The sequence below is a fragment of the Hominimerdicola intestinalis genome, from assembly GCF_054655215.1.
Genome location: NZ_BAAHNZ010000002.1, coordinates 191778 through 203778 on the forward strand (window position 1 = coordinate 191778; position 12001 = coordinate 203778).

The window sequence follows — 12001 nt, forward strand, 5'->3', positions numbered from 1 at the left end:
TATGATAAAATTATATTTATCATAGCAAAAGGAGGATCATTCTATGAGAAAAACTAAGCTTCTGCTTTCAATGCTCTGTTCAGGTATTATAGCTATATCTTCATTCGCAGGCATTTCATCGGCAGACAGCAGTGAACTGACACTTAATTTAACGACAGCAAATCTTTCGGCTACAGCCAATACGCCGGGAAAGGTTTCGGTAAGATCAGAATACTCATGCACAACAAACGCAATACATATAAACTGGAATAAGGTCAGCGGAGCTTCCGGATACCGCGTTTATCGCTGGAACGGGAAAACATGGGCAAATATAGCCACTATCCACAACGGAAGCACAACGACCTACCGCGACTCAGGTCTTTCTTCAGGTACGCTTTACAGATACAAGGTTAAGGCTTATAAAAAGGTCGGAGGAACTAACTACTGGGGACTGGCAAGTAATGAAAAATACACTGCCACAAAATCCAAAGCCGTAAAAATAACAAGCACCAGCAGGACCAAAGATGCAGTTCGTCTTAACTGGACAAAGCAGACGGGAAACGGATATCAGGTCTACCAGCTGAAAGGAAGCTCATGGGTAAAGATAGCGACTCTGCGCGATATGAATACTGTTACTTACCGAATAAGCGGACTCAAGCCCGGAACCGAATACAAATTCAAGGTACGCGCTTACAGGACCGACACAAAAGGAAAGGTTAACGCCGGCGCTTTTGGCTCGGTTTCTGTAACTACAAAACCGGCTCAGGTTTCCTCTGATGTCGCCCCGGAGGTTTACGAGGTACTTTCTATAGTAAATACAGAAAGAAAAAAGGCAGGGCTTAAAGAGCTTACCCTTGATCTTAAACTTTGCAAGGCAGCTCAGGTAAGAACCAAGGAGATAACTCAGGTATTTAGTCATACGCGTCCTGACGGAACATCCTGCTTTACGGTACTTGATGAGTTCGGGATAAGCTGGAATTCTGTCGGTGAAAATATCGCCCGAGGTCAGCAGACTCCGGCTGCCGTAATGAACGCCTGGATGAATTCAGAAGGACACCGTAAAAATATCCTGAACAGCTCTTTCGGAAAAATAGGAATAGGCTACGACCCGGCAGCAAAAGCCTGGGTTCAGCTGTTTACTAACTGACAAATAAAACTGTGCTTAACAATAATAAACAGCGCCTCCTATGGCTTCTATTAAACCATAGGAGGCGTTGTTTTGTATAAAAAACTATGTATTAGAGAATTATTATTTCGCCGGTCTGCTCTCTCGAAGCGCCTACAGCGTTTGATTCGTCGGTATCAATATGCATAGCAAGCGCATATTTTTCACTGACTCTGACTACAGTATCGCAAAGCACAGCAGTTCTTTCAGCCGACTCTATTTTTACAGATACGATCTGCTTATCCTTTACGCCGAACTCTTTTGCATCGGCAGGAGTCATATGAATATGTCTTTTTGCAACGATAACTCCCTGTGAGATCTCAACCTCTCCGCAGGGTCCAACGATTTTGCAGGCTCCTGAACCGTCAAGATCTCCCGACTCTCTTACGGGTGCGGAAATTCCTATTGAACGTGCATCTGTTGCCGACAGCTCAACCTGGGTTTCTGGACGTACAGGGCCGAGAATAGATACGTTTGCAAGCTCCTTCTTAGGTCCTACGACCGTTACTCTTTCCTCGCAGGCAAACTGTCCCGGCTGTGAAAGATCCTTTTTATGAGTAAGCTCAGCTCCTTTTCCGAACAGTTTCTCAAGATCCTCCTGAGTAACGTGAACGTGACGGGCAGATGTTTCTACAATAAACTTCTTTGACATTTAAAACATATCCTTTCAAAATAAATTATGCGGAAGCCGCATACATCATATATATTTTACTACTTTTTCTTGCCGAGGTCAAGCATAAGCAAAAATTTAATATGCAAAAAGCAGACTTCCGCACAATACGAAGGTCTGCTCCTGATCTATATTTACTTCTCATGCATAAACTGCTTATGTTTTTCCTCATATTTATGCTTAGTTGCAAGCCCTCCTCTTATATGACGCTCCCGCTTGTTTTCCTCCAGAATTGCTTTCACCTGCTTATAAAGCTGAGGCGATGTTTTAGGCAGTCTGTCGGTAAGGTCTTTATGTACCGTTGATTTGCTGATTCCAAATTCTTTTGCTGTCGCTCTGACGGTAGTTTTGTGGATAACCATATACTCCCCCAGCACCACTGAGCGGTCCTTGTCTGTTTCTGTCATCTATCTCACTCCAATACTTATGGTGTTGTATTAGAGTGTATGCAAGGGAATTTAGGTTTATGTTTGTCCGTAATATATTGTAAAAACAGATCTAACAGAACTAAACGTAACGGAATAATGCAATTTTTAAACTGACATACAGCTTCTGACAAGACTTTCCTGAATTCAGCAGCTGATAAAAACGCCGCCTGCATTAATATGCAGACGGCTGTAAATCTATTCCCTGTTTATCAGTTTTTCCTTATCAAGCAGCGATATATCGGTCTCACGTACCTTTTTGCGTATTTCAAGGATTCTGGACGGTGCCATTGAAAGCTCGTCAACGCCCATTGCCAGAAAAGCCTCAGTCATCTCGGGATCCCCCCCAAGCTCTCCGCAGATCCCGCACCATATACCGTTTGCGTGAGCGTTTTTAACAGTCATATCTATAAGCCTTAAAACCGATGTATGGTAAGGATCATAGAATCTGTCAAGACGGGAATTCTGACGGTCTACAGCAAGAGTATACTGCGTAAGATCATTGGTTCCGATACTGAAGAAATCTACTTGCTTTGCTAAAATATCGCTTATGACCGCCGCAGACGGAGTTTCTATCATTATTCCTATCTGCATATTTTTATTAAAATCAATTCCCTGCTCCTCCAGTTCACTCTGAATATCTTTTATTATACGCTTTGATTCCCTTATCTCCCAGACCGACGCTACCATAGGCAGCATTATCATTATGTTACCGAAAGCGCTTGCTCTGCAAAGCGCTCTTAACTGAGTTCTGAAAATTTCCTCACGGTCAAGGCACACTCTTAAAGCCCGCCAGCCCATTGCAGGATTTTCCTCAGTCGGCATATCAAAATAGTCTATCTGCTTATCCGCTCCTATGTCCATAGTGCGAATTATTACAGGACGTCCCGCCATGCTTTCTGCGGCAGTTTTATATACGGAAAACTGCTGCTCCTCGGTCGGATAACTGCTGTTTTCAAGATACAAAAACTCGCTTCTGAACAGACCGATACCGCCTGCGTCATTGGCAAGCGCCGCTCCTGCGTCTCCCAAGCCTCCGATATTTGCGTACAGCTTTATTCTTTTTCCGTCAAGCGTTATATTTTCCTTACCCTTCTGCTGCCTTATCAGTTCCTTGCGGCGCTTGTCCTCTTCCTGAAGCTGCCGCATTTTTTCAAGCGTATTTTTATCCGGCTCTATAATTATTTCACCGGTAAATGCGTTTACCGCTGCCGGTCTTCCGCTAAAGTCCTCGGAAAGTTTATCTCCGGCTCCGATCACCGCCGGAATTCCAAGAGTTCTTGCAAGTATAGCAGTATGAGAATTGGAAGAGCCTTTTCTGGTAACAAACGCCAGAACCTTGCTCTTGTCCATTTGTACAGTTTCACTGGGAGTAAGGTCGTCAGCGCAGATTATAAGCTTTTCTTCTTCATCAGAAATGTCCGAAACTTCAGAACCCGGCATAAGATTTCTTATAAGCCTGTCTGAAATATCCTTGACATCCGAAGCTCTGGCTTTCATATATTCATCGTCCATTGAAGAAAACATTGCAGCGAAGTTATCTCCGGTCACTGCAACAGCATATTCCGCATTTACCTTCTGAGAGGTAATTATATTCTTTATTGAATCAAGATAATCCATATCCTCGACCATCATCTGATGTATCGAAAATATCTGAGCGTTAGTTTCACCGACTTCCTCCACAGCTTTATCATACAGCTTTGAAAGCTGCTCCAGAGTTTTGGATTTTGACTGTGAAAAGCGTTTAAGCTCAGCCTCCGTGTCCTCGGTCCTGACTCTGCGAACCTTTACTTCACTATCCCCGACAAAAGAAAGTCTGCCGATCGCGATTCCCCCGCTTACGCCCTTTCCCTTCAGCTCAGTCATAATTCCCACCGCCTTCTTATCAAAGATTTTCAGTAAAGAACGCTTTAATACTTTCTGACGCGTTATCCTCGTCGCTGCCATCAGCAGTTACAGTTACTTTGTCACCGCATTTTACACATAGTCCCATTACTCCGAAAAGACGTTTGCAGTCGGCTGATTTTTCTCCCTTTGACAGTGTTATTTTTGAAACGAATTCGGCAGCCTTCTTAACGAGAAGACCGGCAGGTCTTGCGTGGATCCCAACAGGATCGGTAATTACATATTCAAATGTTTTCATAGTATCAATCTCCTTTTTTATTTTGTCAATAAAATCAATTCTTCCATAAACGATGCTCTGTCCGTATTTTTTACAGTCACCGAACGGTATTCGTCCGAATTAAGCACAACGACAGGCGTAAGCGTATCGATCCTTCCGAATTTAAGCTTTTTCAGATCAAATTCCATTACGCAGTCTCCTTTTTTTACACGGCTTCCGTCTGAAAAACAATGCATAAAATCACACCTCTCCGCCTGATCCTTTGTTCCTACTGTAACAAACAGATCAACGCCCGTATCAGAGATAAGCTCGACCGTACGCCCTTGGCAGATACTGACTGTACCGTCAAAAGGAGCAACTATTTTCCCCTCCGACGGATCAACGGCATAGCCTTTGCCCATAATACCTGATGAAAAGGCTATATCGTTTACCCTGCTTAACGGAAATACCCTACCCTTAGCCGGATTAGCTATAGCTTCAGTACGGAAATCCCTCAGCTCCGGATTCAAAAGCTTCAGCGTTTCATTATAGTATTCTGCCACAGAAAGTCCTATTATAATCTGAAGCTGTGAATTTTGAAATATTACTCCCCTAATACCGTCAATTTTTTTTATTTCGTCTTTGGCGGCAATACTGATGTTTTTTAAATCTAACCTCAGACGTGCCGAACAGTGAGATACATTTTTTATATTTTCTGCTCCTCCCGCCAGCCTGATAACAGCAGCCGCTCTTTCCTTCGTATTTATATTTTATCACCTGCTTTCAATAATATTTCGATTTTCAAATAAAAAAGACCGAAAAGCGGCACATTTTAATAATGCATACGCTTTACAGGTCTTGCCTCGGTACGAGTAACAATCCTATTAAATAAAAAAGACAACACCGAAACTGAACTGCATTAACGAGTAATGCACACTCACAATCAGTCTTGCCCAACATAAGCCGGTAACAATCCGCCGTATTTACTTTACATACATATTATAACAAACTAATTCCGAAAATTCAATTGATATTTCATATAATTTATCACGGCAGGCTTTGTGCATATTTAACAATTTAACGACAAAAAGGGCCGCTTAAATAAGCGGTCCTTTTCGTTTTATGCTAATAATCAGCAGCCGCAGCCATTGCATCCGCAGCCGTTATCGCAGCCGCCCCAACCGCCGCCGCAGCAGCAAGCGATGATAAGGATAAGGATTATAATCCACCAGCATCCGCCAAATCCACAACCGTTCATAAAACATTCTCCTTTAACTGTGTATTTTATAAAGCAGCAGCCAGCGTTTTCGCTGTTTGCCTTTGCTTTATATTACAGTTTATGATTCAGGAAAAATTGTGTTACAAAAATTTTCGGAAAGCTGAATTTGTCCTGCGCATAAGATGTTATTAGCGGCTTGAAACTGCTTTGGAAGCATACCGGCGCAGCAGCAGTATATTTTTTTCAGCAGCACAATACCTGTGAGCCGATGTCTAAAAATCCGAAAAGCGTCAATGCTTACTATAATGGTAACTCATGTCGGGGCTGCCTCAAACGAAAGGGTGATTTTTTTGTCTACAGGCAATCATAGCTTTGAAATTGACAGATTTACAAAAAAAGGGCGGGATATAATCCGAGGCGCAGTCGTATGCGCAGGAAAGTGGGGACATACCTATATCGGCTCGGAGCATATTCTGCTTTCTATAATGGAAGAAGGTACTTCTGCGGCGTGTGCAGTTTTGATAAAGCATTCGGTAACGGAAGAAGCCGTTGAAAAACAAATGCTGAGAATAATAGGAAGAGGAACTCCCTGTCGGCTCACTCAGAATGACTTTACTCCTACCGCAGTAAATATATTAAAGGGAGCATGTACTTTAAGCGAAAGCTTCGGAGCTAAGCAAACCGGATCGGAATACATTCTGGCGCTTATATTAAGGCAGTCAAACGCCTGCGCCGCAGAGATACTTCGCGAGCTTGACTGTAATCTTACCCGTATGTACGCCGACTGCACCGCCGCAGGAAACGACAGAACGATTTTCATGGAACAAAATTATGTAAAGCTTAAAAATCTCGAAAGATACGGCAGAGAGCTTACAAAAAAGGCAGCGTGTGAACAGTTTGATCCGGTAATAGCCAGAGAAAAGGAAACACAGAGAATAATGGAGATACTATGCCGCCGTACAAAAAACAATCCGTGTCTTATAGGCGAAGCGGGTGTGGGAAAAACGGCTGTGATCGAAGGCCTTGCTTCAAAGGTTATGATGGGTGAAGTACCTCAGGCGTTATCAAAAAAAAGAATATTTGCCCTTGACCTTACCTTGCTGCTTGCAGGAGCAAAATACCGCGGTGACTTTGAAGAACGTCTGAAAAACTGCATGGACGAAGCGGAATCAGCAGGCAACGTTATTCTATTTATAGACGAAATACACAATATTATGGGAGCAGGGGCGGCTGAAGGAGCGATCGACGCGGCAAATATCCTTAAACCTCAGCTTGCAAGAGGAAAGCTGCAAATAATCGGCGCTACTACCTTTGAGGAATACCGAAAGAATATCGAAAAGGACAGCGCTATGGAAAGACGCTTCCAGACCGTTAAAATAGATGAGCCGTCTGCAGAAGGTACAATTGAAATACTGAAAGGAATTTGCGGAAAATACGAGGAGCATCATAAGGTATCCGTTTCAGACGATGTTATAACGCATATCGTAAATCTAGCAAAGCGATACGTTACAGACAGGTTCTTTCCAGATAAAGCAATAGATATACTTGACGAAGCCTGTGCCTGCGCCAGAATAAACAGCTCCTCAGGGGATAACGGGAAGCAGGAGATCTCGGCGGTATTTAACGACTATGTTATAGGAAAGATCTCTAGGGAAGACTATCTCAATGCGATCACCGGAAAGAATAATGAAGAACGGACAGAGCTTACAAAGGACGATGTAGAAAAGGTAGTTTCAAGGCAGACAGGAATCCCCTGCGCTGCGCTGACCGAAAAAGAATCCCAGCTTCTGAGAGACCTTGACAGGCAGCTAAAAAAAGACGTTACCGGACAGAACGAAGCGATAGAAAGGCTTTGCGCCGCTATAAGACGCTGCCGCTCCGGTTTAAAAGACGACAGCAGACCAATGGGAAGCTTTATTTTTATGGGCACAAGCGGAGTCGGCAAAAGTCAGCTTGCAAAATCGCTCGCCAAAGCGCTTTTTCACCGCGACGACGCACTTATAAGAATAGATATGTCTGAATATATGGAGCGTCATAACGTTTCAAAGCTTATCGGAGCGCCTCCCGGATATGTAGGCTACGAAAACGGCGGTCAGCTTACCGAAGCCGTCAGAAAAAAACCGTATTCCGTTCTTTTGCTGGACGAAATTGAAAAGGCCCACCCCGAAGTGTTCAATCTGCTGCTTCAGATAACAGAGGACGGCTTTCTTACCGATTCAACAGGACGGCGCGTTTCATTTTCAAACGTGATCATTATTATGACCTCAAATATAGGAGTAAAAAACCTAAAAGATAAAAAACATCTTGGCTTCTCAGACGAGGATTCCGATAAAGACAATTACGAATATATGAAGAAGGAGCTTACTGGAGAGCTTAAAAAATTTCTTTCGCCTGAGCTGCTGGGCAGAATAGACGATACTATAGTATTCAACAGGCTTGGTAAGCCTCAGCTTTCAGAAATAGCGGTATCTGAGCTTGAAAGCCTGAAGGAAAGACTTGAAAAGCTTGGATACGGCTTCAGCTATACCGAAGATATACCCTCGGAAATAGCAAGGCTTAGCGAAGGAAAGCCATCGGGAGCAAGAGAGGTCAGGAGGATAGTCTGCTCTGAGATCGAAAACCTTATAAGCGACCTTATAGTATCAGGAGCAGAAAAACCTACCTGCTTCGCCGCTGTTCTTTGCGAAGGAAAATTCACTGTAAAGGAACACGCAGTAAATCAAGCAGTTTAATTAATAAATTATTTACAAAATTTTTGCGACAAATGTCAAAAAAATATTGAACAACCCTCCCGACATATGATATAATGATTTTATTACAAGCTGACAGATGCTGAAACAGCATACTAAAATTATAGAAGAAACGGAGGGCAGCCCTAAAAAAGCCGAAAAGCTTTATTATAGGGCGCTGCAATGTCTGATAAAAGAGAATACAAAATCTATTCTGATTCAACCTGTGATCTGCCGAAGGAATATACCGAAAGCTTAGGTACAGAAATATTTAAGTTAAGCTTTGAACTTAACGGAAGATCGTATATGGACGGAGATATGCCATACAAAGATTTTTACAATAAAATGCGCGAAGGCGGATCGACTAAAACTGCACAGATACCGCCCGATGTCTACGAAAACGAGTTTGAAGCCGCAGTAAGGGACGGCTATGATATTCTTTATCTCGGCTTTTCCTCAGGACTCAGCGGAAGCTTCAATAGCGCCTGTATCGCAAGGGACAATCTGCTTGAAAAGTACGCCGGTTCAAAAATTATCTGCATAGACAGCCTGTGCGCTTCTACCGGAGAAGGACTGCTGCTTTACAAGGCCTGCGAAAAAAAGTCTGAGGGAATGGGTATTGACGAGCTTGCCGCATGGCTGGAGGAAAACAAGCTTCACCTATGTCATATGTTTACTGTAGATGATCTTAAATACCTTCACAGGGGAGGAAGGGTTTCAAAGGCTACCGCTATTGCAGGAACTATTCTGGGAATAAAGCCTGTACTTCATGTCGACAACGAAGGTCATCTTGTTCCGGTCGGAAAGGTCAGAGGCAGAAAGCAATCGCTGAACAAGCTGGTCGAAATGATGGAGAAACGTATAGGCGGCTGGGAAAATCCAGTTATAGCTATCTGTCACGGCGACTGTATAGATGACGCCCGGTATGTCGAAGAGCTTGCCAAAAGAAAGCTGGGCAAGAAAACCAAGGTCATAACTGCTTACACGGGAACGGTTATCGGAGCTCATTCAGGTCCGGGAACTATGGCTTTGTTTTTTATGGGTGAATACAGATAGCTTAAATCAAATATGAAACCTTCCGGTTCAGCAAATCCGCTGAGCCGGTTTTTTAACTGAGACAGAAAAAGCTCCCTACCGTTAAGGCAAGGAGCTTTTTATCAGTATATAAGTCTTTTTATACAGGTAATATTATTATACTTTGAGAACGAAGCAACGTTTGAAATAACGATTCCCGTATTGCTGTTTTCTGCGTGAACCATTCTTCCGCCGCCTATGTACATAGCAACGTGATATATCGAGGAATATGAACTTCCGCCGAAGAATATCAGATCTCCCGGCTGCATATTGCCGTATGAAACCGAAATTCCGTAACCCGCCTGGGAAGCCGCATAGTGAGGAAGAGCTATTCCTACCTGAGCATAGGAAAGCATAACAAGACCTGAGCAGTCCGTTGCACCGAATTCCGAGCCGCCCCAGACATAGCTTCCGCCTACCATACTCTTGGCGTAGCTTACAACTATATCAAGCTTCGTCTGATCTGACGAGGAGTTTCCTCCACCGCCTGACGAGCTTGTCGTTGTTACAGGCTTGTTCTGAGTAGTTACAGGCTTAGTGGTAGTCTGCTTTTGGGTAGTAGTATCAGGCTCTCCGTCATCTGGAGGAACGGTCGCAGCAGTTGTTTTCTTTGTGGTCGTTGTATTTTTACTTCCTTCGCTTTCCGAAACGGCAGTAGTTTTCTTTGTTGTCGTACTCTTCTGGGAAACTGTCGTCTGAGTTTTCTGAGCTTCGCCCGAAACCTTATTGTATTCCTCTGAAAGCTTGTCCGCTTTATTCTTATAATCCGACTTATCGTTTTCAAGCTGAGATATCTTCTCGTCGTATTCAAGCTGTAGCTTCAGAAGCTCCGACTGCTCGTCTGTAAGCGATTTCTGCTGCTCTGAATACTCCCTGCTCTTTTCCTTCAGCTTTTTGCTCTGCTCCTCAAGTACAGATTTTGTTTTCTCTATCTCGTTTTTCTGCTCTATCAGAGTATTTATCGTGTCGTTATCATGACCTGCCACACGCTTTACAAGCTCTAAGCGCATAAGTATATCGTAGAAATCCGACGAGTTTACAAGTACATCAGTATATGTATCCGAGCCTGCAATATACATTATCCTGATCCTGTCCATAAAATCGCTAACTCCCGATTTTATAGCCTCCTCCTGGCCGTTCAGGGCGTACTGAGTATCCCGCATTTCCTCGTCGAGAGCTACCATCTCGTCCTCAAGCTGCACAGTATGCTCCTCGACAGCTTTTATTTTCTTTTTTATATTCTCTATTTTTTTATTTACGGCATCAAGCTTCTGCTTCTCGCCGTTTATTGATTCGTCCGCAGCGGCGATCTTTTTATCAAGCTCGCTCTGCTCCTCCTCAATATCCTTTAAACGCTGCTCATAATCTGAGCTTTCGGGGGCGGCAGAGGTTGTAACCAAATTTTCACCATTCGACGCACCGAATACTGCAGCAGTTATCAAAACTGCCAAACATACCGCCGCCGCTTTTTTAATTCTAGGTAATATATACATAATCCATCTCCGAAAAGGTTTTGGGTTGTTACTCTTTTGTAATATATTATATACCGAAAACCCGGACTTGTCAAGTAGAGATAGATAAAAGAACTCAAAAAGGCCTTAAAATACAGCGTCGGCTTTTCTTAACATATGAACAAAGCTCAGCTGAGATAGAACCACCGTCAGAAAAACAGGATTAATACTCATATTGCTTGTTGTAAAAGTCATAATAATTATTGACAGATAAAGCAAAGCCATATCCAGCGCCGTTCCGATCAGACGGTCGCAGGAATCAATTTTCAGACCGAAGCCCAGCCTCAGAAACTCAATTAATAAAATTACCGTATTGACCCAGGACAGAAAAAACAGAAACAGGATCATGATCTGCATTATAAAAGAACAAAGAATTATTTTGTCATCGAAAAATTGACTTATGATCTCTGCTGCCGCTCCGAACATATTCTTTTTTACTGTTCCTCTTAATATGGTATCTCCAAATACAAATTCAGGAATTATACGGTAAATGTTAAAGGACTTATAAAACGGAGCTGCAAAAGCTAAAACTCCGGTAATACATATCATAATATTTGATAGTTTTTTTCTGTTAAATTTTAAGTTTTTCAATTTTAAACAGCCTCCGATTTTTCTACCAATTGGATCACGCATATTTTATTATACAACCATATTGAAGATTTTTCAACCCCCATATGGTTGATTTGATAAAATTAATATAAATGTTCGGAGGTGAGCCTTATGTATATATACCAAAGGATTCGTGATTTAAGAGAAGATTTAGATTTATCACAAAAACAGATAGCCGCTATTCTGAAAGTACAGCCTAACCAATATTGGCGCTATGAAAGCGGAAACCGTGAAATCCCCTTTCATCATATAATTGCCCTTGCAGAGTTTTACAAAGTTTCTATCGACTATATTGCCGGGCTTACCAATGATAAAGCAGGACTTACGAAATCAAATATGAGCAGAGATGAAATTCAGCTGATTAATAATTTCCGCAGTCTTGATACCCTTTATAAAGGCAGGCTGATAGAACACGCCGAAATGCTTAAAAAGCTGAATGATTCAAGATACGGAACCGATAGATGATAAAAAACGGACGGACATTCGCCCCTGCATAAACAACGCTGCTGCGCTGATTTA

General features: G+C 42.7%; 12 protein-coding genes and 1 pseudogene. 4 read left to right on the forward strand and 9 right to left on the reverse strand.

Annotation, left to right across the window (positions count from 1 at the left end):
- Positions 1 to 43 precede the first annotated feature (43 nt).
- Complete coding sequence (locus tag ACYQ0H_RS03280) at positions 44 to 1126, forward strand: CAP domain-containing protein (protein ID WP_459811413.1); 1083 nt, start codon at positions 44 to 46, stop codon at positions 1124 to 1126.
- Positions 1127 to 1217: 91 nt separating this feature from the next.
- Here ACYQ0H_RS03280 and pduL read toward each other — a convergent pair whose 3' ends face one another.
- The 7 genes and pseudogenes from pduL to ACYQ0H_RS03315 all read right to left on the reverse strand — a co-directional run bounded on the left by pduL (position 1218) and on the right by ACYQ0H_RS03315 (position 5598).
- A complete protein-coding gene (gene pduL / locus ACYQ0H_RS03285) occupies positions 1218 to 1796 on the reverse strand; it encodes a phosphate propanoyltransferase (RefSeq protein ID WP_459811414.1) in 579 nt (192 codons plus the stop codon).
- Between the two features lie 152 nt (positions 1797 to 1948).
- A complete protein-coding gene (gene spoIIID, locus ACYQ0H_RS03290) occupies positions 1949 to 2221 on the reverse strand; it encodes a sporulation transcriptional regulator SpoIIID (protein WP_124098371.1) in 273 nt (90 codons plus the stop codon).
- Between the two features lie 216 nt (positions 2222 to 2437).
- A complete protein-coding gene (ptsP, locus tag ACYQ0H_RS03295; RefSeq protein WP_459811415.1) occupies positions 2438 to 4105 on the reverse strand; it encodes a phosphoenolpyruvate--protein phosphotransferase in 1668 nt (555 codons plus the stop codon).
- Positions 4106 to 4124: 19 nt separating this feature from the next.
- Positions 4125 to 4382, reverse strand: a complete 258-nt coding sequence (locus tag ACYQ0H_RS03300) for an HPr family phosphocarrier protein (RefSeq protein ID WP_459811416.1) — start codon at positions 4380 to 4382, stop codon at positions 4125 to 4127.
- A 17-nt stretch (positions 4383 to 4399) separates the two neighbouring features.
- Positions 4400 to 4903 carry a PTS sugar transporter subunit IIA gene (locus ACYQ0H_RS03305; RefSeq protein ID WP_459811417.1) on the reverse strand — a complete coding sequence of 168 codons (504 nt, stop codon included), beginning with the start codon at positions 4901 to 4903 and terminating at the stop codon, positions 4400 to 4402.
- 99 nt (positions 4904 to 5002) lie between these two features.
- Positions 5003 to 5107 (reverse strand): annotated as a pseudogene (locus ACYQ0H_RS03310) (PTS transporter subunit EIIB); the annotation flags it as partial.
- A gap of 365 nt (positions 5108 to 5472) precedes the next feature.
- A complete protein-coding gene (locus tag ACYQ0H_RS03315; protein ID WP_459811418.1) occupies positions 5473 to 5598 on the reverse strand; it encodes a hypothetical protein in 126 nt (41 codons plus the stop codon).
- 221 nt (positions 5599 to 5819) lie between these two features.
- Between ACYQ0H_RS03315 and ACYQ0H_RS03320 the strand changes: the two genes are divergently transcribed.
- Complete coding sequence (locus tag ACYQ0H_RS03320) at positions 5820 to 8291, forward strand: ATP-dependent Clp protease ATP-binding subunit (protein ID WP_459811419.1); 2472 nt, start codon at positions 5820 to 5822, stop codon at positions 8289 to 8291.
- Positions 8292 to 8471: 180 nt separating this feature from the next.
- Positions 8472 to 9344: a DegV family protein gene (locus ACYQ0H_RS03325; protein WP_459811420.1), complete on the forward strand. Its 873-nt coding sequence runs from the start codon at positions 8472 to 8474 to the stop codon at positions 9342 to 9344.
- A 101-nt stretch (positions 9345 to 9445) separates the two neighbouring features.
- Here ACYQ0H_RS03325 and ACYQ0H_RS03330 read toward each other — a convergent pair whose 3' ends face one another.
- Positions 9446 to 10855 carry a C40 family peptidase gene (locus ACYQ0H_RS03330; protein WP_459811421.1) on the reverse strand — a complete coding sequence of 470 codons (1410 nt, stop codon included), beginning with the start codon at positions 10853 to 10855 and terminating at the stop codon, positions 9446 to 9448.
- Between the two features lie 105 nt (positions 10856 to 10960).
- Positions 10961 to 11464 (reverse strand): hypothetical protein, encoded by a 504-nt coding sequence (locus ACYQ0H_RS03335; RefSeq protein WP_459811423.1) that lies wholly within the window; start codon positions 11462 to 11464, stop codon positions 10961 to 10963.
- Between the two features lie 129 nt (positions 11465 to 11593).
- On the opposite strand from ACYQ0H_RS03335, the gene ACYQ0H_RS03340 reads away from it, so the two are divergent.
- On the forward strand, positions 11594 to 11947 hold the full coding sequence (locus ACYQ0H_RS03340) for a helix-turn-helix domain-containing protein (protein ID WP_459811424.1): 354 nt from the start codon (positions 11594 to 11596) through the stop codon (positions 11945 to 11947).
- Positions 11948 to 12001 lie beyond the last annotated feature (54 nt).

Bases quoted from the DNA above. Each gene is read 5' to 3' on its own strand.
- ACYQ0H_RS03315 (WP_459811418.1), bottom strand. From the start codon at position 5,598: ATGAACGGTTGTGGATTTGGCGGATGCTGGTGGATTATAATCCTTATC.
- ACYQ0H_RS03300 (WP_459811416.1), bottom strand. From the start codon at position 4,382: ATGAAAACATTTGAATATGTAATTACCGATCCTGTTGGGATCCACGCA.
- ACYQ0H_RS03325 (WP_459811420.1), top strand. From the start codon at position 8,472: ATGTCTGATAAAAGAGAATACAAAATCTATTCTGATTCAACCTGTGAT.
- ACYQ0H_RS03330 (WP_459811421.1), bottom strand. From the start codon at position 10,855: ATGTATATATTACCTAGAATTAAAAAAGCGGCGGCGGTATGTTTGGCA.
- ptsP (WP_459811415.1), bottom strand. From the start codon at position 4,105: ATGACTGAGCTGAAGGGAAAGGGCGTAAGCGGGGGAATCGCGATCGGC.
- spoIIID (WP_124098371.1), bottom strand. From the start codon at position 2,221: ATGACAGAAACAGACAAGGACCGCTCAGTGGTGCTGGGGGAGTATATG.
- pduL (WP_459811414.1), bottom strand. From the start codon at position 1,796: ATGTCAAAGAAGTTTATTGTAGAAACATCTGCCCGTCACGTTCACGTT.
- ACYQ0H_RS03340 (WP_459811424.1), top strand. From the start codon at position 11,594: ATGTATATATACCAAAGGATTCGTGATTTAAGAGAAGATTTAGATTTA.
- ACYQ0H_RS03280 (WP_459811413.1), top strand. From the start codon at position 44: ATGAGAAAAACTAAGCTTCTGCTTTCAATGCTCTGTTCAGGTATTATA.